This window comes from Pseudomonas sp. WPR_5_2 (assembly GCF_003634475.1).
Classification (GTDB): Bacteria; Pseudomonadota; Gammaproteobacteria; order Pseudomonadales; family Pseudomonadaceae; genus Aquipseudomonas; species Aquipseudomonas izuensis.
In genome coordinates, this window is the sequence record NZ_RBLA01000009.1 from 82647 (window position 1) to 107446 (window position 24800).

At 61.2% G+C, this 24800-nt stretch carries 18 protein-coding genes; 17 read left to right on the plus strand and 1 reads right to left on the minus strand.

Going from position 1 to position 24800, the window contains the following annotated elements:
- Positions 1-87: 87 nt before the first annotated feature.
- Positions 88-879 carry a phenylalanine 4-monooxygenase gene (phhA, locus tag BJ917_RS27245; protein WP_121105527.1) on the minus strand — a complete coding sequence of 264 codons (792 nt, stop codon included), beginning with the start codon at positions 877-879 and terminating at the stop codon, positions 88-90.
- Between the two features lie 383 nt (positions 880-1262).
- Here phhA and BJ917_RS27250 point away from each other — a divergent pair, with 383 nt between their 5' ends.
- The 17 genes from BJ917_RS27250 to BJ917_RS27330 all read left to right on the plus strand — a co-directional run bounded on the left by BJ917_RS27250 (position 1263) and on the right by BJ917_RS27330 (position 24782).
- Positions 1263-2822 (plus strand): sigma-54-dependent transcriptional regulator, encoded by a 1560-nt coding sequence (locus BJ917_RS27250; RefSeq protein WP_096509529.1) that lies wholly within the window; start codon positions 1263-1265, stop codon positions 2820-2822.
- Between the two features lie 312 nt (positions 2823-3134).
- Entirely contained in the window at positions 3135-3875 is a 741-nt protein-coding gene (locus tag BJ917_RS27255) for a flagellar basal body rod protein FlgF (protein WP_096509530.1), read from the plus strand.
- 45 nt (positions 3876-3920) lie between these two features.
- Entirely contained in the window at positions 3921-4706 is a 786-nt protein-coding gene (gene flgG, locus BJ917_RS27260; RefSeq protein WP_096509531.1) for a flagellar basal-body rod protein FlgG, read from the plus strand.
- A gap of 52 nt (positions 4707-4758) precedes the next feature.
- A complete protein-coding gene (gene flgH, locus BJ917_RS27265; protein WP_096509532.1) occupies positions 4759-5454 on the plus strand; it encodes a flagellar basal body L-ring protein FlgH in 696 nt (231 codons plus the stop codon).
- A gap of 42 nt (positions 5455-5496) precedes the next feature.
- Positions 5497-6570: a flagellar basal body P-ring protein FlgI gene (locus BJ917_RS27270; RefSeq protein ID WP_172901659.1), complete on the plus strand. Its 1074-nt coding sequence runs from the start codon at positions 5497-5499 to the stop codon at positions 6568-6570.
- Between the two features lie 11 nt (positions 6571-6581).
- Positions 6582-7874, plus strand: a complete 1293-nt coding sequence (gene flgJ / locus BJ917_RS27275) for a flagellar assembly peptidoglycan hydrolase FlgJ (RefSeq protein ID WP_096509534.1) — start codon at positions 6582-6584, stop codon at positions 7872-7874.
- 23 nt (positions 7875-7897) lie between these two features.
- Positions 7898-9976: a flagellar hook-associated protein FlgK gene (gene flgK / locus BJ917_RS27280; protein WP_121105529.1), complete on the plus strand. Its 2079-nt coding sequence runs from the start codon at positions 7898-7900 to the stop codon at positions 9974-9976.
- A gap of 13 nt (positions 9977-9989) precedes the next feature.
- On the plus strand, positions 9990-11561 hold the full coding sequence (locus tag BJ917_RS27285) for a flagellar hook-associated protein 3 (RefSeq protein ID WP_096509536.1): 1572 nt from the start codon (positions 9990-9992) through the stop codon (positions 11559-11561).
- Positions 11562-11656: 95 nt separating this feature from the next.
- Positions 11657-15241 (plus strand): glycosyltransferase, encoded by a 3585-nt coding sequence (locus BJ917_RS27290; protein WP_121105531.1) that lies wholly within the window; start codon positions 11657-11659, stop codon positions 15239-15241.
- A 270-nt stretch (positions 15242-15511) separates the two neighbouring features.
- On the plus strand, positions 15512-16285 hold the full coding sequence (gene rfbF, locus BJ917_RS27295) for a glucose-1-phosphate cytidylyltransferase (RefSeq protein WP_096509538.1): 774 nt from the start codon (positions 15512-15514) through the stop codon (positions 16283-16285).
- Entirely contained in the window at positions 16267-17349 is a 1083-nt protein-coding gene (gene rfbG, locus BJ917_RS27300) for a CDP-glucose 4,6-dehydratase (RefSeq protein ID WP_121105533.1), read from the plus strand. The genes rfbF and rfbG overlap by 19 nt, the downstream gene beginning before the upstream one ends.
- Positions 17346-17906, plus strand: a complete 561-nt coding sequence (locus tag BJ917_RS27305; RefSeq protein WP_121105535.1) for a dTDP-4-dehydrorhamnose 3,5-epimerase family protein — start codon at positions 17346-17348, stop codon at positions 17904-17906. The genes rfbG and BJ917_RS27305 overlap by 4 nt, the downstream gene beginning before the upstream one ends.
- On the plus strand, positions 17903-19129 hold the full coding sequence (locus BJ917_RS27310; protein ID WP_121105537.1) for a class I SAM-dependent methyltransferase: 1227 nt from the start codon (positions 17903-17905) through the stop codon (positions 19127-19129). Before BJ917_RS27305 ends, BJ917_RS27310 begins: the two co-directional genes overlap by 4 nt.
- Positions 19126-19977, plus strand: coding sequence for an NAD(P)-dependent oxidoreductase (locus tag BJ917_RS27315; protein WP_121105539.1), 852 nt, complete (start codon positions 19126-19128; stop codon positions 19975-19977). The genes BJ917_RS27310 and BJ917_RS27315 overlap by 4 nt, the downstream gene beginning before the upstream one ends.
- A complete protein-coding gene (locus BJ917_RS27320) occupies positions 19974-21044 on the plus strand; it encodes a class I SAM-dependent methyltransferase (RefSeq protein ID WP_121105541.1) in 1071 nt (356 codons plus the stop codon). Before BJ917_RS27315 ends, BJ917_RS27320 begins: the two co-directional genes overlap by 4 nt.
- Positions 21045-21060: 16 nt before the next feature.
- The gene (locus BJ917_RS27325; RefSeq protein ID WP_096509544.1) at positions 21061-21798 is read left to right on the plus strand and encodes a cephalosporin hydroxylase family protein; all 738 of its coding nucleotides are present in this window, start codon (positions 21061-21063) and stop codon (positions 21796-21798) included.
- Positions 21799-21848: 50 nt separating this feature from the next.
- Entirely contained in the window at positions 21849-24782 is a 2934-nt protein-coding gene (locus tag BJ917_RS27330; RefSeq protein WP_121105543.1) for a TIGR00180 family glycosyltransferase, read from the plus strand.
- Positions 24783-24800: the final 18 nt, after the last annotated feature.

Here is a 24800-nt window from a genome sequence, read left to right on the forward strand (position 1 = left end):
GAAAAAATGGAAATCGGTCGCCAGTGTGCTCACGCTAAAGCAAAGCGCAAATTACTGACAGACTCACTTGATCGTAAAAGCAGCGGTTCAGGCGGCTTTTGGTTTTGGCGGAAACTTCGGTGCGTGCAAACCCATCTGCATGGCTTGCTTGACCATGCCCATGATGTCTTCGTGGGCCAGGTCGAACAGGCGCTTGAGATTCGGCAAGACAAAGTACAGGGGCTGCAGGATGTCGATGCGGTACGGCGTGCGCATGCATTCCAGTGGATCGAACGCCTGATGCTCAGGTTCGCCGGACAGGCAGTACACGGTTTCTTTCGGCGAAGACAGGATGCCGCCACCGTAGATGCGCTGGCCTTGCGGGGTATCGAGCAGGCCGAATTCGATGGTCATCCAGTACAGGCGCGCCAGGTACACGCGTTCTTCCTTGGAAGCCTGCAGGCCAAGTTTGCCGTAGGTGTGGGTGAATTCAGCGAACCATGGATTGGTCAGCAGCGGACAGTGGCCGAAGATCTCATGGAAAATGTCCGGCTCCTGCAAGTAGTCCAGCTCTTCGCGGGTGCGAATAAAGGTCGCCACTGGAAACTGCTTGCTGGCGAGCAATTCAAAAAAGGTCTGGAAAGGGATCAGCGCGGGAACGCGCGCAACCTGCCAGCCGGTGGTTTCACCGAGAACCTTGTTGATCTCGCCCAGTTGCGGAATGCGGTCGTGGGGCAGACCGAGTTTTTCGATACCGTCCAGGTATTCCTGGCACGCACGCCCTTCGATCACCTTCAGTTGGCGGGTGATCAGCGTGTTCCACACCGCGTGTTCTTCGGCGGTGTAGTCGATAAAACCATGCGCATCGGGCTCGCGAGCCACGTATTGCGTCTGCTTCATGCTGCTCTCCTGCTAGGGGGATTCGTTCTTGTTATGTACTGCTATGGACCTAGGAATAATCCATTGTTCGCCGCTTTGCAGCCGGTGTTCCGCCTCTTGCGCAGGAAAACGCCTTATTAATCGTAAAGTTTTCGTTACGTATCGCCGGTTGTCGCGCAGATGTTGAGATTGGCAGGTGGGAAAAGCCGTTCAACTGTCACATAATCTTGACGACTATCTGAGCGCCTCAGCAGAAAATAATCACTGAAGGAGCGAGCCTGCTCGCGATGGAGTCGAGGGAACCGCGTTTATTCAGGAAGAACGCGTTTTCGTTAACGTCCATCGCGAGCAGGCTCGCTCCTACAAGGTTGCACACCAATCTCACCGTTTTTTCGGGCCTTTATATGCGTATCAAAGTCCACTGCCAGAACCGCATCGGCATCCTGCGCGACATTCTCAATCTGTTGGTGGAGTACGGCATCAACGTCGCCCGCGGCGAGGTGGGGGGCGAGCACGGCAATGCGATCTACCTGCACTGTCCCAACCTGATCAACATCCAGTTCCAGGCGTTGCGCCCGAAGTTCGAGGCGATTGCCGGGGTCTTCGGTGTCAAGCGCGTAGGGTTGATGCCCAGCGAGCGTCGGCACATGGAGCTCAACGCTTTGCTCGGCGCCCTGGAGTTCCCGGTGCTGTCGATTGATATGGGTGGCTCCATCGTCGCGGCGAATCGCGCAGCGGCGCAGTTGCTCGGCGTACGTGTCGATGAAGTGCCAGGGATTCCGTTGTCGCGCTATGCCGAAGATTTCGATTTGCCGGAACTGGTGCGTGCCAACAAGTCGCGGATCAACGGGCTGCGGGTCAAGGTCAAGGGTGATGTGTTTCTGGCCGACATCGCGCCATTGCAATCGGAGCACGATGACAGCGAGGCCATGGCCGGTGCGGTGTTGACGCTGCACCGCGCCGACCGGGTGGGCGAGCGCATCTACAACGTGCGCAAACAGGAACTGCGCGGCTTCGACAGCATCTTTCAAAGCTCGAAAGTGATGGCTGCGGTAGTGCGTGAAGCACGACGCATGGCGCCACTGGATGCGCCGCTTTTGATAGAAGGCGAAACCGGCACCGGCAAAGAGTTGCTGGCGCGGGCTTGCCATCTGGCCAGCCCACGTGGGCAATCGCCGTTGATGGCGCTCAATTGTGCGGGTCTGCCGGAGTCGATGGCCGAGACTGAATTGTTCGGCTACGGCCCCGGTGCCTTCGAGGGCGCGCGGGCCGAAGGCAAGCTTGGGCTGCTGGAGCTGACGGCGGGCGGTACGCTGTTTCTCGATGGCGTCGGCGAAATGAGTCCTCGGTTGCAGGTGAAACTGCTGCGCTTTTTGCAGGACGGCTGCTTCCGTCGTGTGGGCAGCGATGAAGAGGTTTACCTCGATGTGCGGGTGATCTGTGCGACCCAGGTCGACTTGTCCGAATTGTGCGCCCGTGGCGAGTTTCGTCAGGACCTGTATCACCGCTTGAATGTGCTGTCGCTGCACATCCCGCCACTGCGTGAATGCCTCGACGGTTTGCCGCCGCTGGTGGAGCACTTCCTCGATCAGGCCAGCCGACAGATTGGTTGTCCGCTGCCCAAACTGGCCCCGGCGGCCATGGATCGGCTCAGTCATTACCATTGGCCGGGCAACGTGCGGCAACTGGAGAACGTGCTGTTCCAGGCCGTTTCCCTGTGCGACGGCGGCACGGTCAAGGCAGAACACATTCGCTTGCCGGACTATGGCGTGCGCCAGCCGCTGGGGGATTTTTCCCTGGAGGGTGGGCTGGACGAGATTGTCGGACGCTTTGAAAAAGCGGTGCTGGAGCGGTTGTATTCCGAGCATCCAAGCAGCCGGCAGTTGGGCAAGCGGTTGGGGGTATCCCATACCACCATTGCCAACAAGTTGCGCGAGTATGAGGTTGGCAAGAGCGAGTCATAGCCGAGGGCTTACTTTATTAATGCCGGCCTCATCGCGAGCAGGCTCGCTCCTACAGGGAATACGCGATCCAACTGTAGGAGCGAGCCTGCTCGCGATAGCGGTAGTGGCCATCACCCAGGTCAAGCCTTGCCACCCACCGGCATGACACCGCCGGTTTTTCGTCTCCGACACAATTCCCCTGATCCCCTCAGAACCCCTCAAGTCCTTTGTTTACGGGGTCTCGCATCGCCGAAATCAAATTGGTCTGCAAATTGCTTGTGGCTGATCAGTACAGCAGTGGGCGGCAAACGTCCGGCAGGCAGAGGAAAGAGTGTGGACAAGTACCTTTACGTGGCAATGACCGGCGCCAGCCAGAATGCACTGGCGCAAAAGGCTCATGCCAACAACCTCGCGAACATCTCCACCAATGGTTTCCAGAAAGATCTGGAGCAGGCGCGTTCGATGCCGGTGTTCGGTGACAGCTTTCCGGCGCGTGCGTTTGCCATGTCTGAACGTCCGGCCACCGACTTCTCCCCGGGCGCCCTGGTGGAAACCGGCCGCGACCTCGATGTCGCCGTGCAAGGCAACGGCTGGCTGGCCGTGCAGAACCCTGATGGCGGTGAAAGCTACGTGCGCACCGGCAGCCTGGTGGTGGACGCCCTGGGTGTGCTGCGCGCCGGCAACGGCATGCCGGTGATCGGCAATGGCGGCCCGATCGCCGTGCCGCCCGAGCAGCAGATCGAAGTGGGCGAGGACGGCACCATCAGCATCCGGGCGATGGGCGAAGGTCCCCGCGTCATGGCGGAAGTCGACCGCATCAAGCTGGTCAACCCGGACATCAAGAACATGACCAAGGGCCTGGACGGATCGATCCACACCAAGGACGGCAAGCCGGCGCAAGCCGATGCCAACGTCAAGCTGGTGTCCGGTTTCCTTGAGTCGAGCAACGTCAATGCCGTGGACGAAATGACCTCGGTACTGGCTTTGTCCAAGCAGTTCGAGCTGCACATCAAGATGATGAACACCGCCAAAGAAGACGACCAGGCCATGGCTCGGGTCTTGCAGATCAGCTAATTACCATAACGTCGCGCCGTAAAACAGGCGCACGAGGAGAATCGAATGCTTCCGGCTCTATGGGTTGCCAAAACCGGTCTGTCCGCCCAGGACACCAACCTGACCACCATTTCCAACAACCTGGCCAACGTGTCGACCACGGGTTTCAAACGTGACCGTGCCGAGTTCCAGGACCTGCTCTACCAGATCAAGCGTCAGCCAGGCGCCCAGTCGACCCAGGACAGCGAGCTGCCGTCGGGTCTGCAACTGGGTACCGGTGTGCGCATCGTCGGCACCCAGAAAAACTTCACCGCCGGCAGCCTGCAAACCACCGATCAGCCACTGGACATGGCCGTCGACGGTCGTGGTTTCTTCCAGATCCTGCAACCGGACGGCACCACGGCCTACACCCGTGACGGTACGTTCCACCTGGACTCCAACGGCCAGATCGTCAACGCCAGCGGCTTCGCCCTGGAGCCGGCCATCGTCATTCCGAACGACGCCCAGACCTTCACCGTCGGCCGCGACGGCACCGTGTCCATCACCGTGGCCGGCAACCCTGCTGCCCAGGTGATCGGCAACCTGCAAACCGCCGACTTCATCAACCCGGCCGGCCTGCAAGCGGTGGGTAACAACCTGTTCCTGGAAACCGCCGCCAGTGGCGCACCGCAAGTCGGCACCCCTGGCCTGGCCGGTTTCGGTACCACGCTGCAGAACACCCTGGAAACCTCCAACGTCAGCACCGTTGAGGAGATGGTCAACATGATCACCACTCAGCGTGCCTACGAGATGAACTCCAAGGTGATTTCCACCGCCGACCAGATGCTCTCGTTCGTAACGCAGAATCTGTAATCAAGTCTATGAGGCGGCCATGAGGCCGCCTGCAACACCGTGAGGTAGGGTCATGAAACGCTATGTATCTGTTCTGGCACTGAGTGGGATAGCCGCGCTCGCAGGTTGCGTGCCTGCGACACCCAAGCCCAATGACCCTTACTACGCCCCGGTGTTGCCGCGCACGCCGTTGCCGGCGGCGGCGAACAACGGCTCGATCTATCAGGCCGGTTTCGAACAGAACCTGTACAGCGACCGTAAGGCGTTCCGGGTCGGTGACATCATCACCATCACCCTGAACGAGAAGACCCAGGCCAGCAAAAACGCCAACTCGCAAATTGGCAAGAACAGCAAGACCAGCATCGGCCTGACCTCGCTGTTCGGCTCCACGCCCAACACCAACAACCCGTTCGGTGATGGCGACCTGAGCCTGAACGCCGCGTATGAAGGCGACCGCGCGACCAAGGGCGACAGCAAGGCGGCGCAGGGCAATACCCTGACGGGCTCGATCACCGTGACCGTTGCCGATGTGTTGCCCAACGGCATTATCGCGGTGCGCGGCGAGAAGTGGATGACCCTCAACACCGGCGATGAGCTGGTGCGGATTGCCGGCCTGGTTCGCGCCGATGACATCTCTACCGACAACACCGTGTCGTCGACCCGTGTCGCCGATGCGCGCATCACCTACTCGGGCACCGGTTCGTTTGCCGATGCGAGTCAGCCAGGCTGGTTCGACCGTTTCTTCCTCAGCCCGCTGTTCCCTTTCTAGGTGGCTACGTTGAATTTCAGAAGTCTCATCGTTGCCGCTTTGATGCTGTCCGCGGCTTTCAACGCTCAAGCCGAGCGCCTGAAGGATATCGCCAGCATTTCCGGCGTGCGCTCCAACCAGTTGATCGGTTACGGCCTGGTGGTCGGGCTTAACGGTACCGGCGACCAGACGACCCAGACGCCCTTCACCCTGCAGACCTTCAACAACATGCTCTCGCAGTTCGGCATCAAGGTGCCGCCAGGTTCGGGCAACGTGCAGTTGAAGAACGTCGCGGCGGTGTCGATCAGTGCCGATCTGCCGGCGTTCGCCAAGCCGGGTCAGCAGGTCGACATCACGGTTTCGTCCATCGGTAACTCCAAGAGCCTGCGCGGCGGTACGTTGTTGTTGACGCCGCTCAAGGGTATCGACGGCAACGTCTATGCAGTGGCCCAGGGCAACCTGGTGGTCGGCGGTTTCGATGCCGAAGGGCGTGACGGTTCGAAGATTACGGTCAACGTTCCGTCGGCCGGACGCATCCCGGGTGGTGCTTCGGTCGAGCGAGCGGTGCCGAGCGGTTTCAACCAGGGCAACAGCCTGACCCTGAACCTCAACCGTTCCGACTTCACCACGGCCAAGCGCATCGTCGACAAGATCAACGACATGCTCGGCCCGGGCGTGGCCCAGGCCATCGATGGCGGTTCGGTTCGTGTCACCGCGCCACTGGACCCGAGCCAGCGTGTCGACTACCTGTCGATTCTCGAGAACCTTGAAATCGATCCGGGCCAGGCGGTGGCGAAAGTCATCATCAACTCCCGCACCGGCACCATCGTGATCGGGCAGAACGTCAAGGTATCCCCGGCCGCCGTCACCCACGGCAGCCTGACCGTAACCATCACCGAAGACCCGATCGTCAGCCAGCCCGGGCCTCTGTCCAATGGCCAGACGGCGGTCGTGCCGCGCTCGCGGGTCAACGCCCAGCAGGAAGCCAAGCCGATGTTCAAGTTCGGTCCGGGCACCACCCTCGACGAAATCGTGCGTGCGGTGAACCAGGTCGGCGCAGCGCCGGGTGACTTGATGGCCATTCTCGAAGCACTGAAACAGGCCGGCGCCTTGCAGGCCGACCTGATCGTGATCTGAGGACGGCGAACATGGATATGTACAAGAGCGGTCGGGTCAGCAGCAGCGATTCGGGTGCGTTTTCCGACCTGAACCGGCTGAATCAGCTCAAGGTCGGCGACAAGAACAGTGACGCGAACATGCGCAAGGTCGCGCAGGAATTCGAATCGCTGTTCCTCGGCGAGATGCTCAAGTCCATGCGCTCGGCCACCGAAGCGCTGGGAAAGGACAACCCCCTCAACACGCCTGAAGCCAAGCAGTATCAGGAAATGTACGACCAGCAACTGGCCGTTTCCATGTCCCGCGAGGGCGGTGGTATTGGCCTGGCGGACGTGCTGATGCGCCAGATGTCGAAGAACAAGCCGCTGGCGCCGGGTGAGGCGGCCGCCTTGTCTGCCGCCAAGCAGGAGGCTGCCAAGGCCGCCGCGCAAACGCCAGTGGCCGCCGGTACGGTGGCCACCAATGGCCCGCTGTCGCGGGTCAATGGCGAGCGTCCGCTGTGGGCTTCGCGTTCGGTCAAGGCACCGACAGGCGAGGGCACGCACCGCAATGACATGGCAATGATCAATCAGCGTCGCCTGGCATTGCCGCCGAAACTGGCGGATCGGCTGCTGGCAGGCCTGGTGCCTTCCGCCACGCCGGCGACCACGGCGGCGGTCGCGGCGGTCAACAAGACCCCATTGCCGGAGCGCACCACGCCGACCGGTACGGGCCCTCTGTTCAACGGCGACTGGCTGGCGAATGCCCAGGTCGCTGCCGGCGGTGGCTTGCAGATTCACGGTCGCGCCATCGCCCAGATTCCCCTGGCGCCGGCGAAGAAAGCCTTCAGTTCCGCCGACGAATTCGTCAACACCATGCTACCGATGGCCAAGGAAGCTGCCGACCGCATCGGCGTCGATCCGCGTTACCTGGTGGCCCAGGCTGCCCTGGAAACCGGTTGGGGTAAATCGGTCATGCGCGCCCAGGATGGCAGCAGCAGTCACAACCTGTTCGGCATCAAGACCGGCAGCAGTTGGCAGGGCGATTCGGCGCGGGCGATCACCAGCGAATTCAGGAACGGCGAGATGGTCAAGGAGACGGCCGAGTTCCGTTCCTACGCCTCTTACAAGGACAGCTTCCACGACCTGGTGACGCTGCTGCAATCGAACAATCGTTATCAAGATGTCGTGAAGTCGGCCGATAACCCGGAACAGTTTGTACGCGAGTTGCAAAAGGCCGGTTACGCAACCGACCCGAACTACGCAAGCAAGATTTCGCAGATAGCCCGGCAAATGACGAGCTACCAGAACTACGCCGCGGCGGGCGCTTCCACGACGCCTTTATAGACACAAGGTATAAGGTCTGAACCATGAGTTTGCTCAACATCGGAATGTCGGGTCTGGCCGCTGGCCAATCCTCGTTGATGACCACCGGCAACAACATTGCCAACGTCGACACCGCCGGGTACTCACGCCAGCAAACAGTGCAGGGCACCAAGGCCTCGCAGCAGTTCGGCAATGTGTACATCGGCACCGGCACCACGCTGGCCGATGTGCGTCGGGTGTACAACAGCTACCTCGATGCGCAGTTGCAGACCACCACTTCGCTCAACAGTGACTCGGCCGCGTACCTGGGCCAGGTGACGCCGCTGGACAAACTGCTTTCGGACAGTGGCACCGGCTTGAACGGCGCACTGACCAAGTTTTTTGCTTCGGTGCAGAACGTCAATGCCAAACCCGGTGACGACGCTTCCCGTCAATTGCTGCTCAGCGATGCCCAGGCCTTGAGCAACCGCTTCAATTCGATGTCCGCGCAGCTGTCCCAGCAGAATGCCAATATCAACGGCAACCTGACGAACATGGCGGATCAGGTCAACAAACTGGCCGCAACCGTGGCGCAGTTGAACCAGAAGATCTCCGAAGTTTCCAGTACCGGCGGCATGCCGAACGAGCTGCTCGACGCCCGTAACGAAACCGTGCGCCAACTGTCGACCTTCACCGGTGCGCAAGTGGTGGAGCGTGAAGGCAGCCTCGACATTTACCTGGGCAGCGGACAGCCGCTGGTCATGGGCAACACGGTAAACAAACTCGAGGCGGTGCCGAGCAAGGACGATCCGGGTCGCCTGGCGCTGCAGCTCAATCGCGGCTCGAGCACCATTGACATCACGGCGATCATGACCGGTGGTGAGATTGGCGGTCTGTTGCGTTATCGCAGCACCGTGCTGGACCCGGCCATGAACGAATTGGGGCGCGTGGCGCTGGTCGTTGCCGATCAGATGAACACCCTTCAGGCCCAGGGCATCGACAAGAACGGTGACTTCGGTTCGACGCTGTTCAACAGCATCAACAGTGCGGCCCAGATCTCTCAGCGCAGTATCGCGACCATCGGCAACTCGCCGGGTACCGGCAACTTCAACGTGAGCATCGAGGACAGCGGGAAACTGACCATCAATGATTACAAGGTCACGTTCACCAGCGCCACCGACTACACCGTTCAGCGCCTGCCGGACAACACGCCCATGGGCGCCTTCAACACGACGACGACACCGCCGCCGGTCATTGACGGTTTCTCCCTGACGCTGACGGGTGGCACTCCCGCTCCCGGCGACACCGCCGCCGCCGGCGATACCTTCAAGATCACCCCGACCCGCAATGCGGCGACGAACATCAAGACCGAGATGACCGACTCCAAGCGCCTGGCCATCGCGGCACCCCTGGGCGCAGCGATTGCGCCGGGCTCCAGCGGCACGCTGACGATTCCGGCCAGCGGTCAACCGACCCTGACCACCAAGTTCGACATCTACGACCCGGCCACCACCACCGCGATGCAGAACGGCCTGAAAAACTCCACGCCGACCAAGGTGGTGTTTGGTGACGTATCTGCCGACGGTACCAGCCAGACCTATCAGTTCCTGGATGCCAACGGCGGCGTCATCAGCAGTGGCACCATCAAGCCCGGCGAGAACAACACCCTGAGCCTGAGCATACCGCTCAAGGATGCCACGGGTGCACCGATCCCGCCGGCGCCCGCGACCCAGTACACCGCGAACTTCGACATGACCATCGCCGGCGCGCCTCTCAAAGGCGCCGCGATCAACGTCTCGCTCAGTCAGCCGGGCACGCTGGACAACCGTAACGGCACCGCACTGGCGGGCCTGCAAACCGCGCAGACCGTGGACACCGGTTCCGCCAGCAAGGGCATTTCCCTGACCGATGCCTACGGCAAACTGGTCGAGGGTGTCGGTGCCAAGGCTGCTCAGGGCAAGCTCGACAGCGCGGCGACCGACGCCATCCTGGCGAACGCCAAGAGCGCTCGCGATTCGCTGTCGGGTGTCGATCTCGACGAAGAAACCGGCAACCTGGTCAAGTATCAGCAGTACTACACCGCGTCTTCGCAGATCATCAAGGCTGCGCAGGAAATCTTCAGCACACTGATCAACAGTCTTTAAGGAGTCGTAGCCCATGCGCATTTCTACCGCCCAGTTTTACGAGTCCTCGGCTGCGAACTACCAGCGTAACTTCGCCAACGTGGTCAAGAGCAGCGAAGAGGCCAGCAGCCTCGTTCGCGTCAATACCGCCGCCGATGATCCGGTGGGTGCCTCGCGCCTGCTGCAGTTGGGCCAGCAGGCTTCGATGCTTGATCAGTACCAGGCCAATGCCACCACCATCAAGGGGACCCTGGGGGCGACCGAAGCGGTGATGACCAGCATCAACAATGTGCTGCAGCGCGCCAAGGAACTGGCCGTCAGTGCCGGTAACGCCGGTTACACCGATGAGGACCGCAAGGCCAACGCTTCGGAACTGGGGCAGATCGAAGAGCAACTGCTCAGCCTGATGAACAGCAAGGATGAGAATGGCAAATACATCTTCGCCGGTTCCAAGGGCGATACCGTGCCATTCACGCGCAACAACGATGGCACCTACAGCTACAACGGCGACCAGGTGACCCTTGACCTGGCCGTTGGCGATACGATGTCGATGGCCACCAACAGTACAGGCTGGGACGCGTTCCAGCAGGCACTCAACACCAGTCGCAGCCAGGTCACCATGACTTCGCCGCCCGTGGATGACGGGCGCGTGACCCTGTCCAATGGCCAGGTGTCGTCGAACGTGAGCTACAACAACAAATTCCGTAGTGGCGAGCCCTACACCGTGGACTTCGTCAGCGGCACGCAACTGAAGATCACCGACGCTGCCGGCAATGATGTGACGGCCGAAGCCAGCCAGGGCGGCGCGTTCGATCCGACCAGCAAGACCGGGCAAAGTGTGAGTTTCCGTGGTGTCGACCTGACGCTGAATATCAACCTGGGCGCCGGTGACGTACCTGGTGCGGTGCTGCCAGGGCACTCCTTTACCCTGGCCGCCAAGCCTGACACGTTCACGGCCACCCGCAGCCCGGGCAACCCGACGGCCGCACAGGTGACCACCAGCAGCATCACCAACGCCACCGACTACCACGCCAGTTTTCCGTCGGGGGCAGCGGTGATCAAGTTCACTTCGGCGACCGACTTCGATCTGTACGCAGCCCCCCTGACCGCCAACAGCAAGCCGGTGTCCAGTGGCACCATGGCCGGTAGCGTTGCCACGGCGTCGGGCGTGAGTTTCACCTTCACCGCCGCCCCTGTGCCTGATACCGGCGATCAGTTCAGTGTGGCCGTCAACACGCACGAAACCCAGAACATTCTGGATACCGTGAGCCAGTTGAAAACGGCGTTGAATACGCCCACCAACGGCAACGCGATTGCCACCCAGAAGCTGCAAGCCTCGCTGGCCTCGGGCATCGCCAACCTGGCGAGCGGCACCGATCAGCTGTCCAGCGCCTTGAGTTCGGTCGGTGGTCGTGGCCAGGCGCTGGAGAATCAGATGGACACCAACCAGAGCCTGGTGCTGGCCAACACCCAGACCCAATCGGCGATTCGCGACTCCGATCCCGCCGCAGTGATGACCCGCCTGACGTTGCAGCAGACCATGTTGCAGGCCTCGCAACTGGCCTTCAGCAAGATTGCTCAGTTGGGCTTGTTCAACAAAGTCTGAGTTTGCGCCTGTCGAGTTGCCAGCCGTCTTTTCCTAAGCGGTTCCGGAGTTTCTGCCCGAAAGGGTAGAAACCCGCCGCTCGAGAGTTTCTCGCCGTGAATCAACATCCCCTCGTCAGCATCGTTATTCCTGCGTTCAACCCGCGTTTTTTCAGCCAGGCGCTCGAGAGTGCGCTCGCGCAGACTTATCAGCCCATCGAAATCGTCGTGTGTGACGACTCCGTGGGTGATGAGATTCGCGATATCGTCGAGTCGTTTACCGAGCAGGCTCACCCGGTTCGCTACCTGCGCAATCCTCAGCGTCTGGGCCTGCAGAAAAACGTACTGCGTTGCGTGCAAGAGGCTCGGGGCGAGTTCATCAAGGTCTTGTGCGACGACGATCGCCTGTTTTCGCCCAGCATCGCCTTGCAGGCGCAGGTGTTGATCGATCATGCCGATGTCAATCTGGTGCTCGCTCTGCGCATGTTCAGTGACGCCGGCAACTTCATCCTGCCATCGCGGGTCGACAACTGCCGGTTCTCGCCAAATGACGCCTTGTTCAAAGGTGAGGACATGTTGGCGATCTTCGAAGGCACGCCGAAGAATTTCATCGGCAATTTCAGCTCGACCCTGATGCGCCGCGCCGATGTGCTGGAGCTGTTGCCAGCGCTGATCCAGGAAGGCGCCGGGTTTGTGGCCATGCTCGATTTCGCCTTGTTCGTGTGCCTGATGCGCCGCGGCAATCTGGTTTCGCTCAATACCGTGCTCAGTACAGAGCGCTTGTACCCGGAGCGTCTGAGCAAAACCCCGGAGATGGTCAAGGCCACCCTCCAGGAGTGGAGCTGGTTGACTCAGATGCTGGCGGCTCGCAGTGGCGAGTCGGCGCCGGCTTCGGGTTGGGTGCGTTTCATCGATCTGGCGAAAATCAGCGATCAGCCCCATGCCTGGGAAGAGTTGTGCGTCGTGCGAATTCTGGGCAACCGCAACACCGTGGTGAATGGCCGGGTGGGTGGGGAGAGTGGCAGTTACGCCGATTTCTACCGTGAATGGCTGGCGGTCCGCAGGTTCTCGGACGTCGAGCGGCGCTTGATGCCGCAACGTGTCGACACCTGGGCGTTCAAGCCCCAAATCGTGCCGATCGTGATCGACAGTGATGCCGACAGTGCGGCACTGAAAACGACGCTGAAGAGCATCGAATCCCAGCTCTATGCGCCGCAAGCGGTGGTCGTGCTGTCCGACGCGAGTGATGTCGCCGGTGAACGCGTGGTGCAGTTGCCCTGGCAGGCCGAGTGGGCACAGCAGCTCAATGCTGTCGTGCCGCAACTGGAGGGCGCCCACTGGTTTTATCTGCTTCGGGCCGGCGACACCTTGCGCGAGTCTGCGCTATTGATTCTGGCCGAACGGGTTGCCGGTTCTCCAGGCATCCTGTGTGCCTACAGCGACGAGGGTGCGCTGTTCGACGGGGAGTCCATCGATCCGGTGTTCAAGCCGGACTTCAACCTCGATCTGATGCGTGCTTATCCCTACGTCGGGCGCACCTTGGCATTCGAACGTCAGCGCTTCATGGCGCTGGGCGGGTTCGATCCGGCCCATGGCGAATTGGCGCCCCATGACCTGTTGTGGCGTCTGGTGGAGGAAGCCGGTCCGCAGACCATCGAGCACATCGCCGAAATACAAGTTGAATCGAGCCTGACCTACGCCAACTGGTTGTCATTGCCCGCTGTGATCGATCGCAATGCCGGGATGGTCAGTGCGCACCTGGACCGTTTGGGCGTGGCCCATGCTATCCGGCATGAAGAGCTGCCGTTGATCAATCGCATCGATTATTCGCACGGCGCCCGGCCCCTGGTGTCGATCATCGTGCGCACAGCGGATTCGCTCTACGCCTTGCAGCGTTGCATTGAAAGCGTGATCGAGCGCACCGCTTACACCCAGTACGAAATCCTGATCGTCGAAAGCGGGACCGATGACCAGGCCATGCTCGACTGGCTGGCGGCGATGGCGCAAATGGGTGCCGCGATGTTGCGGGTACTGCGTTACGCCGGTGATGACAATGACGCCGCCATTCACAATTTTGCCGCGGAGCAGGCGCGTGGCGAGTACCTGTTGCTGCTCAGTGCGCAAGCGGTGATTGGCGACGGCGACTGGCTGGACGAATTGCTCAATCATGCCCGGCGTCCTGAAGTGGGCGTGGTCGGTGCGCGGATTCTCAGCCCCGAGGGCACGATTGTCAGTGCCGGTTTGATCCTCGGGCTGGCGGGCCCCGTGGGTTCGCCGTTCCAGGGCGAGGCGGCCGGGTCCCGTGGCTACATGCAGCGCCTGCATGTCACTCAGAACTGGAGTGCAGTGAGCAATCACTGCCTGATGCTGCGCAAGCAGGCACTCGACGAAGTGGGAGGCTTTGACGACAGGACGTTCAGCCTGGATTTGAGCCACGTCGATCTGTGTTTGCGGGCGAGCAAGGCCGGTTACCTGGTGGTCTGGACCCCTTATGCCAGTGTCGTGCTGATGCCCCACGAGGCTGTGCCGGCCCGGCGCTCGTCGCAAGCGTTGCTGGAGCGGGAGCAAGAGCGGGAGCAGGAAGCGTTCTACTGCAAGTGGCTGCCGAAAATCGCCAGGGATCCGGCCTACAGTCCGGCACTCAGCCTTGGCGTTTCGAGTTTCAGTCTGGAGGCTTCGCTGCGCCACAACTGGAACCCGTTTTGCACCCGCGCCTTGCCGCTGGTCCTGGGCCTGCCGGTGAACAGCACGGCGGTTGGCATTTACCGGGTGACTGCACCGCTGGAAGAACTTCAGGCGGCGGGCCGGGTGATCGCCAGAGTGGCTTACGAGTCGCCGTCGACCGTGGAGATCGAGCGCTTGTCGCCGGACACCATCGTGTTGCAAGGGCGCTACAGCGAAGGCGCGGCAGGTGACATTCTGCGCATGAAGAAATACTCCGGCGCCCTGCGGATTTTCGAGCTCGACGACTACGTTGTCAGCGCGCCGAAAAAGAATACCCATGCCCGTAACAAGCCGGTGAACACCGAGCAGATGCTGCGCGAAGGCATCGCTTTGTGCGATCGCGTGGTGGTCACTACCCAGCCGCTGGCCGATGCCCTGTCGAGCATGCACAGTGATATTCGCGTGGTGCCCAACATGCTCTCGCCGGTCCCTTGGGCCACGTTGACCAGTCGGCGCCGAACGTCTGGCAAGCCGCGTGTCGGCTGGGGCGGCGGCACCAGCCACACCGGTGACCTGGAAATCATTGCCGAGGTCGTGCGTGAATTGGCGAATGAAGTCGAGTGGGTCTTTTTCGGCATGTGCCCGGAGGCGTTGCGGCCGTACATTCACGAGTTTCATTCCACCACGGGCTTTCAAGGCTACCCGTACAAATTGGCGAGCCTGAACCTCGACCTGGCACTGGCGCCGCTGGAGTTCCACATCTTCAACGACTGCAAGAGCAACCTGCGCCTGCTGGAGTACGGTGCCTGCGGTTACCCGGTGATCTGCACCGACACTGCGGCCTATCGCGGCCACTTGCCGTGCACCAGGGTCTACAGCAACAGCACCGAGGAATGGCTGCAGGCGATCCGCATGCACCTGGCCGATCCCGATGCGAGCTATCGCATGGGCGATGAACTGCGCGAGGCAGTGCACCGCGATTTCATGCTGCGCGGCGATAACCTCCAGCATTGGTTGTGGGGGTGGTTGCCGGACTGATCCTTTCAGGCAGCGCACAACAAAACGCAGTCGACTCATCCTCGGCTGCGTTTTTTTATGCCCGAAGGTGCATCAAGAGCGCCGCCTGTACCCTGCCTGGCCGCCTGCCTCAAGAGCTGGCGCGCTTCCTGCAAGTCGTCCCTATATCGCCATAAAACGAGCGCTTGCGGCCAGCCCGCGCGCGCCGGACACGGCCAATGTTTTAGCCCGGCGGCCTGCAAAAGCTTGATCAAGCTTGGTTGAGCCCTGTGACGAACAAGAGGGGAGAGGATGAAGGCAGTAATTCTGGCAGGTGGTCTCGGTACGCGGATCAGCGAAGAGTCGCACCTCAAGCCTAAGCCAATGATTGAAATCGGCGGCAAGCCAATTCTTTGGCACATCATGAAGCAGTACTCCGCTCACGGGATTCATGATTTCGTGATCTGCCTTGGCTACAAGGGCTATGCGATCAAGGACTTCTTTGCCAACTACTTCCTGCACACCTCCGACGTCACTTTCGACATGTGCAACAACCGCATGGATGTTCACCAGAACTACAGCGAGCCATGGCGCGTCACGCTGATCGACACCGGGGAAGAAACCATGACCGGCGGGCGTTTGCGTCGCGCTTCGCGTTATCTGGAAAACGAGCAAGCGTTCTGTTTCACCTACGGTGACGGCGTTTCGGACCTCAACATCGGTGCCCTGGTCGACTTCCACCTGAGCCATGGCAAGCTCGCCACCGTGACTGCGGTACAACCGCCGGGACGCTATGGCGCCCTGGAGCGCGATGGCGACAGGGTCTTGGGTTTCACCGAGAAACCGCGTGGCGACGGCGGCTGGATCAACGGCGGCTTCTTCGTCCTTTCGCCAAAGGTCTTGCCTTACATCGCCGCCGATCACACCTCATGGGAAGCCGAACCGCTGACGAAGCTGGCCAGCGAACAACAGTTGCAGGCCTTCCAGCACGAAGGCTTCTGGCACCCGATGGACACCCTGCGTGACAAGAACCACCTGGAGTCGTTGTGGCAGAGCGGGGAGGCCCCATGGAAGCAATGGGACTGAGCCCGCAGTTCTGGCGCGGCAAGCGGGTTCTGGTCACCGGCCACACCGGTTTCAAGGGCAGTTGGTTGACGTTGTGGTTGCAGAGCCTGGGGGCCGAGGTCAGCGGGTTTGCCCTCGATCCGTCCACCGAACCGAGCCTGTTCGAACTGGCGCGCGTGCACGAAGGCATCAACGATCAGCGAGGCGACCTGCGTGACCTCGGCGCCTTGCTGGAACTGATCGCCGAGACCCAGCCGGAAATCGTTCTGCACCTGGCGGCCCAGCCACTGGTGCGCGAGGGTTATCGCGACCCGTTGGGGACTTACTCCAGCAACGTCATGGGGACCCTCAACCTGCTGGAAGCCATCCGCCAGGTCGGCGGCGTCCGTGCCTGTGTGCTGGTGACCACCGACAAGGTCTACGCCAATCAGGAATGGCTGTGGCCGTACCGCGAAAACGAAGCACTGGGCGGACACGATCCTTATAGCAGCAGCAAGGCTTGCTGCGAGTTGCTGGCACAGTCTTACGCGGCCTCGTTCTTCCCGGCCGAGCGTCATGCCGAGCACGGCCTGGCCCTGGCCACGGCCCGCGCGGGCAACGTGCTGGGCGGTGGTGATTTCGCGCCGGAGCGTTTGATTCCCGACGTGCTCAAGGCCTGGTCGGCGAACGAGCCCGTGACCCTGCGTTTCCCCCACGCCGTGCGTCCATGGCAACACGCGCTTGAGCCACTGGCCGGTTATCTGCAACTGGCTGCCGGCCTGTATGAGCAAGGCCCGCACTTCGCGGGTGCGTGGAACTTCGGCCCGAGTGAGGCGGATATGTGCAGCGTCGGCGAAGTCGTCGAGTTGCTCGCCCATCGCTGGCCGCAAGCCCGCGGGCTGCGCATCGAGCCGAGCGACTTACATGAAGCCGGCCTGCTGCGCCTGGACAGCAGTCGCGCCCGTCAATTGCTGGCCTGGCAACCTCGCTGGTCGTTGCAGCAATGCCTGACCCAGACCCTGGATTGGCATCTGGCGTGGCAGAACGGCGATGACATGCGCGCCATCACCTTGAGCCAGTTGAATCTGTACCGAGGCGCGTTGTGAGCGAATTTCTGTTGAAGGCATTGCCACTGGACGGGCTGTTCAGCGTGCAGCACAAACGCTTCGAAGACGAGCGCGGGCAATTCGCCCGGCTGTTTTGCGAGGGCAGCCTGAGCGCCTTCGGTCAGGCGTTTCACATCCGCCAGATCAACCATTCCTGCACCCGCGAACGCGGCACGGTGCGCGGCCTGCATTACCAGAACGCCCATGCGCCGGAAGCCAAGTTGATCACGTGCCTGCGCGGTGAAGTGTGGGACGTGGCGGTGGATTTGCGCCCCGACTCCGACACCTTCCTGCACTGGCACGCCGAGCACCTGCGCGCCGGTGATGGGCGCAGCCTGCTGATCCCGGCCGGGTTCGCCCACGGCTTCCAGACCCTCAGTGCCGATGCCGAGCTGCTTTATCTGCACAGCAACGATTACACGCCTGCGCACGAAGGCGGGTTGTCGGTGAACGATCCGCGGCTGGCGATTGCCTGGCCGTTGCCTGTCAATAATCTGTCGGCGCGGGATTCCAGCCATCCCTTGCTCGATGAACACTTTGCTGGAGTGCGTGTATGAATTGCCGTGGTTGCGGGACTCCGTTGACCTTGCCGCTGATCGATCTCGGCACCTCGCCGCCGTCCAACGCCTACGTGCGTGCCGATCAGCTGGAGCAAGCCGAGCAGTGGGTGCCCTTGAAGGTCGCGGTGTGTCAGCAGTGCTGGCTGGTGCAGACCGAGGATTACACCCGCGCCGACAGCCTGTTCGATGCCGAGTACGCCTATTTCAGTTCGTTCTCCAGCACCTGGCTGGCCCATGCCGAGCAGTATGTGGCCGAGATGGTCGAGCGTTTCGGCCTGACCGCCGACAGCCGTGTGGTGGAAGTTGCCGCCAACGACGGTTACCTGTTGCAGTACGTCGCCGGGCGCGGCATTCCTTGCCTGGGTGTCGAGCCGACCCGCAGCACCGCACAAGCGGCACGGGAAAAAGGCCTGGAGATTCGCGAGCTGTTTTTCGGTCGCGACACCGCCGCGCAGTTGAATAGCGAAGGCTGGGGCGCCGACCTGATGGCCGCCAATAACGTGTTGGCGCATGTGCCAGACATCAATGATTTCCTTGGCGGTTTCGCGACCCTGCTCAAATCGACGGGTGTGGCGACATTCGAGTTCCCGCAACTGCTGACGCTGATGGCCGGACAGCAATTCGACACGCTGTATCACGAGCACTATTCCTATCTGTCACTGACCGCCGTGCAAACGTTGTGCGAGCGTAATGGCCTGGAAGTATTCGACGTCAGTCAGCTCTCGACCCACGGCGGTTCGCTGCGGGTTTTCGTCCAGCGTCAGGATGGCGAACGTCGTCAAGTGCAACCGGCGGTCTGGCAACAGTTGCAGGCCGAACTCGCCGCCGGGGTGAAGACCCCCGAGTACTACACAAGCCTCGCGCCGGCCGCCGAGCGCATCAAGCACGAGCTGCTGCGCTTCCTGTTGCAGGCCAAGGCCGATGGCAAGCGTGTGGTCGGCTACGGCGCCGCCGCCAAGGGCAACACCTTGCTCAACTACGCCGGGGTCAAGCCGGACCTGCTGGCCTGGGTCGCCGATGCCAACCCGCACAAGCAGGGCAAATATTTGCCGGGCAGCCGCATTCCAATCGTTTCGCCCGCGCAGATCGAAATCGAAAAACCGGACTACGTCCTGGTGCTGCCGTGGAACCTGTTGCACGAAGTCAGCCAGCAGCTCGCGCAGGTACGGCAGTGGGATGGCCGTTTCGTGATTGCCGTGCCTGAGTTGACCGTGCTGTGAAGGTTCTGGTCACCGGGGCCACCGGGTTTGTCGGTCGCCATTTGGTTGCGGCATTGTTGGCCCGTGGCTGCACGGTGCGAGCGGTCGCGCGCAATGTGCAAACCGCCGCGAGCATGCCGTGGATCAATGACGTCGAGTTCGTGAGCGCGGATATTCACGCGGCGAGTCTGGATATCGGCGCGCTGACCGAGGGCGTCGATGCACTGGCGCACCTGGCATGGCCGGGGTTGCCGAACTATCGGGCACTGTTCCATTTCGAGCACAACCTGATGGCCGACTACCGCTTCATCAAAGGGGCGGTAGAGGCGTGCGTGAAGCAGGTGCTGGTGACCGGAACCTGCTTCGAGTACGGCATGCAGAGTGGTCCGCTGAGCGAGCAGAACGAAGCGCAGCCGGCCAATCCCTACGGTCTGGCCAAACACACCCTGCACCTGTTTTTGCAAAACCTGCAGCAGGCGCATCCGTTCACGCTGCAGTGGGCGCGGCTGTTTTATCTGCACGGCGCCGGGCAGAACCCCAACAGCCTGTTGGCGGCGTTGGACCGGGCGATCGACGCCGGCGACGTGACGTTCAACATGTCGGCGGGTGAACAGCTGCGGGACTTCCTGGCGATTGAAACGGCCACCGCGCACCTCGCCGCGATCCTGCACAAGCGTGATTTCGACGGCACGATCAACTGCGCCAGCGGCCAACCGGTTTCGGTGCGGGCGCTGGTCGAACAGCGCTTGCGCGAACGCGGCGCGACTATCGGCCTGAACCTCGGCCACTACCCGTATCCGACCCACGAACCGCTGGCGTTCTGGGCGGTGACCGAGCGCTTGCAACAGTTATTGGGAGCAGAGCAATGAGGCACGAGTTGTATCGGGTCACCGACCTGCCGGTGTTGCAGAACCGCACCTTTGCCGATCCGGAATCGGCCAAGGCGTCGGCCAGTGCCGACATGTTGCTGGTGCAGGATGAGCGCAGCGGTCTGATCTTCAACGCGGCGTTCGACGCCGACAAGCTCAGCTACGATGCCGACTATCAGAACGAGCAGGCGCACTCCGGCCAGTTCCAGAAACACCTGAGCGATGTCGAAGGCATCATTGCCCGGCACTTCAAGGGCCAGGAACTGATCGAAGTCGGCTGCGGCAAAGGCTATTTCCTGGAGCTGCTGAAGGACCTGGGGTATGCCATCACCGGTATCGATCCGGCCTACGAAGGCGATAACGCCGATGTGATCAAGGCGCCCTTCACCCGTGGCCTCGGTCTGGCGGCGGACGCCATCGTGCTGCGTCATGTACTGGAGCACATCCAGGACCCGGTGGGCTTTCTGGCCCAGATGGCCGAGGCCAATCAGGGCGGGCAGATCTACATCGAAGTGCCTTGCCTGGACTGGATCGTTGAACACCGAGCCTGGTTCGACCTGTTTTACGAGCACGTCAACTATTTCCGCCTCGATGATCTGCGCCGGATGTTCGGCACGGTACATGAGGCCGGCCACCTGTTTGGCGGCCAGTACCTGTACGTCGTCGCCGACCTGGCGACACTGCGCCTGACCCCCGAACAACCGGTGTCACGCCTGGTGTTGCCCGAGGGTTTCACCGCCAGCCTCGAGCGTGCGGTGCAGATCATCCAGGCCGCACCCGGGCAGGGTTCGGCGATTTGGGGGGCGTCGTCCAAAGGCGTGATCTATTCGCTGTTTCTGCAACGGGCTGGTGTGGCGGTGGATCGCGTCGTGGATATCAACCCGGCCAAGCAAGGGCGCTACCTGCCCTTGAGCGGCGTGCGCGTGTCTTCGCCGCAAGAGGCCATGGACGCCTTGCCTGAAGGTGCCAACCTGTTTGTGATGAATTCCAACTACCTCGAAGAAATCAGGCGGATGACCGATGGACGCTACGTCTATCACGCCGTCGACAGCGCTTCGTTCCAGTGACTATTGAGATTCTAAAATGACCGACAACACCATCAATAAAGCCTTCGAAGCCGAGTGCCAGGCAGAAATCGCCCGTCAGGGCGACGACCAGAAACTCGTGGGTCTGGCCAAGGATTTCTTCAACGAATCGGCCAAACACAAATACAGCTACCACTTCTCGTGGATGGGGCGGCCGATCATTCAGTTGCCGCAAGACATGATGGCGATGCAGGAAATCATCTGGCAGGTCAAACCGGACCTGGTGATTGAATGCGGCATCGCCCATGGCGGCTCGATCATCTACTACGCCTCGCTGTTGGAGCTGCAAGGTCACGGCGAAGTACTGGGTATTGACCTGGACATCCGTGCACACAACCGCGAAGCCATCGAAAGCCACCCGATGAGCAAGCGCATCAAGATGATCGAAGGCTCGAGCATCGACCCTGCCATTGCCGCCCAGGTGCGCGCCGCCGCCGAAGGCAAGAAAGTCATCCTGGTACTCGACTCCAACCACACCCACGACCACGTGCTGGAAGAGTTGCGCCTCTACGCACCCCTGGTTTCGGTGGACAGCTACTGCGTGGTGATGGACACCGTGGTTGAAGACATGCCGGCCGACTTCTTTCCGGACCGTCCATGGGGCCCGGGCGATAACCCGAAGACGGCGGTGTGGAAGTACCTGGAGGAAAACAAGGACTTCGAAATCGACCAGCAAATGCAAAACAAGCTGCTGATCTCCGTGGCGCCGGACGGCTACCTGCGTCGCGTTCGTTAATCAAAAACAGTTCAGGTTCCTGGCGATTGGCCGGTTGTGGGGATAGACAGATGCAAGTGCAAAACAGTACTCAAAACAATGTCGCGCCGCTGGACGAGCGGTTGACGGTGGTGGTGATTTCCCACAACCGGAACGCGTTCCTGCGACGTACCTTGCAGTACTACAGCAACTATCCCTGCACGGTGCTGGTGCTGGACTCCTCGGTCGAAGGCGACGAGCACATGGCCGAGGACTTCCCGTCGGTCGACTATCGCCATTTGCCGCAGTACACCTACAAGGGCTTCCAGGACAAAATCACCTACGGCGTCAATCAGGTCACCACGCCCTATATGGTGTTTGCCGCCGATGACGATTTCCTGTTGCACGGTGCGTTGACCGAGTCGCTGGAGTTTCTCGAAGCCAACCCGGATTACGGCCTGTGTCATGGCTACGGGATGATGTACCTGGCACGCGCCACGGAAGTGAATTACTACCGTCGCGACAAGCGCGTCCAGGAAGACTACAACGCGCAGCAGCCTGAGGTTCGGCTCATGGAATTCATGGGCCAGTTCCTGCCGCCGTTCTATGCGGTGACGCGCACCGATCTGCTGCAACAGTGGTACAGCCTGTTACCGGCCGGCACCAGTTTCGAGTGGCAGGAAATTGGCCATACGTACTTCCTGCTGGCTTGTGCCAAGGCGCGGGTGCTACCGATTCCTTTTGCCGTGCGCGAGATCAACTATGGCGCCTCGGAACACAACACCAACGTCTTGACCGTGCTGACCTACAAGGATGCAAAATCGGTTGCCGAGCGTGACCAGTTTGCCGAGTTCCTGGCGTCCTTGCCGACGCAACTGGGCGATCAGGATCCGGCCCGGGTCAAACAGATTGCGCTGGACAGTTTTGCCGCCATGGCCGAATGCCTGCTCGAAGGCCGCTCGCTCAAAGGCAATATGATTTTCCGATCAGTGTGGACCGAGCCGGGGCGTGAGCCCGTTCGTACGTTCGGGCCCGAGCAGTTCGTCGAAATGCCGTTCTACAACAAGCCGATGTTCGACCTGCTGACCGAGTTCGAATTTTTGCTGCACGCCATGCCCGCCGGTCGTTTGCAGCTCCAGGAGCTGGAAGGCATCCTGCTTCGCCAGACCGAGCTGATGCGGGTCCAGCCCAATGACAATGAACGCACGCTGCGTGCCCGTCTGTGGGAGGCCTACGGACTCAACCGGTTCAACCGTTCGGTGGTCAAGGGTCTTGCCCAATCATTGATGGGGACCGAGGAAGAGGCCGAAGGGATCAAGCTGCAGGCCTGGGCCGAGCGTCTGGATTCGTTGCCAAGGCAGGACGAGCGCGCGCTGTTCAAGAAGATGCCGTCCGGCCGCCTGCTCGACTGGCTCGACGCACGCAATCCCGAAGCCGGGCAGTTACCGGCGATTGCCAGCCACTTGGCCGCGCACAATGGCGGGCCGCAGTTCGGTATCTTGCTGCTGGACCTGGAAGCGGACATGTTCAAGTTGCAGGCGACGTTCGACAGCCTGGTCAATGGTCATTGCCGGGCCTTCAAGGTCATGGTCTTCACCACGGGCGAGTTGCCGGCCTCCACGTCCGTGCGCGACACCGTGCACTTTGTCAAAGTCAGCACCACCAACTATGTAGAGCGCATCAACCAGGTGGTGAATCAGTCGAGCGCCGACTGGATCCTGCTGGCTGAGGCCGGTGATCAACTGACCCCCAGCGGCTTGCTGCGTGCCAGCCTTGAATTGCTCGGGGCAGAAGGTATCCGCGCAGTGGCCATGGACGAAATCCAGCGCAAGGCCAATGGTGCCCTGACGGATGTATTCCGTCCGGGGGTGAACCTCGATTTGCTGCAAACCGTCCCGTCCTTGATGGCACGGCACTGGTTGATCAAGCGTGATGTGCTGGTTCAAGCCAAAGGTTACTCGCCAGAGTTCCCTGCCGCGCTGGAGTTCGACCTTTTGCTGCGTTTGATTGAAGACGGTGGCCTGAACGGTCTGGCGCACCTGGCCGAGCCATTGCTGATAGCCAATGCGCCGGTCGAAGAGGAGAACAGCGAGGAGCGCCGTGTGCTCACGCGCCATCTGGCGAACCGTGGTTACCGCGGTCAAGTCAGCTCGACGTTGCCGCAGACCTGGCAAATCGATTACCAGCACGCCGAGCGTCCGCAGGTCTCGATCATCCTGCACAGCCAGGACAATCTGGAGCCTCTGCAACGGGCCCTGGTCAGCGTGCTGCAACGCACCCGATACCAGCGTCATGAAGTATTGATCGCCGACAACCACAGCCAGTCACCTGAGCTGCTGGCCTGGTTGAGCAGCCTGGAAGGCAAGGGCGAGCGTATTCGTATCTTGCGCAGCGGTCAGCGCCTCAGCACTTCGGCGCTGCACAACCTGGCGGTCAACGAAGCCAAGGGTGAATACCTGGTGTTGCTGTCGGCCGAGGCCGAAGTGTTCAACGCCAACTGGCTCGACGCCCTGCTTAACCAGGCGCAGCGTCCGGAGGTCGGTATCGTCGGCGCCAAGCTGATGGATATTCGTGGTGTGACGACCCAGGCCGGTTTGATTCTGGGTCTCAATGGCGTGGCTGGCTCGGCGTTTGTCGGCGAACGCAAAGACGCCAAGGGCTATCTGTTCGGCCATCAGGTGGAGCAGAACTATTCGGCGGTGTCCGGTGCCTGCCTGATGATCCGCAAGGATGTGTACCAGGCCGTAGGTGGTCTGGACGAAGAACATTTCGACGAGGCGTTTGCCGATATCGACCTGTGCCTGAAAGTCGCCGACGCCGGCTACCTGACCGTGTGGTGCCCGCAAGCCCAGCTGCTCCATCCGGGACTGTTGCCAGATGAACCTCAATTGGCCGCAGCCCTGCGTGATAAATGGCAGGCACGCTTTGCACAGGATGCCGCCTACAACCAGAACCTGGCCCTGACCGGCAAGGGCTTTACCCTTCGCGAAGCTTCCAGTGTGAACTGGGCGCAGTTGCTCGCTTAAGCCTGGCTGACAGGTAAT

Bases quoted from the DNA above. Each gene is read 5' to 3' on its own strand.
- flgJ (WP_096509534.1), top strand. From the start codon at position 6,582: ATGGATATGTACAAGAGCGGTCGGGTCAGCAGCAGCGATTCGGGTGCG.
- rfbF (WP_096509538.1), top strand. From the start codon at position 15,512: ATGAAGGCAGTAATTCTGGCAGGTGGTCTCGGTACGCGGATCAGCGAA.
- flgK (WP_121105529.1), top strand. From the start codon at position 7,898: ATGAGTTTGCTCAACATCGGAATGTCGGGTCTGGCCGCTGGCCAATCC.
- BJ917_RS27285 (WP_096509536.1), top strand. From the start codon at position 9,990: ATGCGCATTTCTACCGCCCAGTTTTACGAGTCCTCGGCTGCGAACTAC.
- BJ917_RS27250 (WP_096509529.1), top strand. From the start codon at position 1,263: ATGCGTATCAAAGTCCACTGCCAGAACCGCATCGGCATCCTGCGCGAC.
- flgG (WP_096509531.1), top strand. From the start codon at position 3,921: ATGCTTCCGGCTCTATGGGTTGCCAAAACCGGTCTGTCCGCCCAGGAC.
- BJ917_RS27330 (WP_121105543.1), top strand. From the start codon at position 21,849: ATGCAAGTGCAAAACAGTACTCAAAACAATGTCGCGCCGCTGGACGAG.
- BJ917_RS27270 (WP_172901659.1), top strand. From the start codon at position 5,497: ATGCTGTCCGCGGCTTTCAACGCTCAAGCCGAGCGCCTGAAGGATATC.
- phhA (WP_121105527.1), bottom strand. From the start codon at position 879: ATGAAGCAGACGCAATACGTGGCTCGCGAGCCCGATGCGCATGGTTTT.
- flgH (WP_096509532.1), top strand. From the start codon at position 4,759: ATGAAACGCTATGTATCTGTTCTGGCACTGAGTGGGATAGCCGCGCTC.
- BJ917_RS27310 (WP_121105537.1), top strand. From the start codon at position 17,903: ATGAATTGCCGTGGTTGCGGGACTCCGTTGACCTTGCCGCTGATCGAT.
- BJ917_RS27320 (WP_121105541.1), top strand. From the start codon at position 19,974: ATGAGGCACGAGTTGTATCGGGTCACCGACCTGCCGGTGTTGCAGAAC.
- rfbG (WP_121105533.1), top strand. From the start codon at position 16,267: ATGGAAGCAATGGGACTGAGCCCGCAGTTCTGGCGCGGCAAGCGGGTT.
- BJ917_RS27325 (WP_096509544.1), top strand. From the start codon at position 21,061: ATGACCGACAACACCATCAATAAAGCCTTCGAAGCCGAGTGCCAGGCA.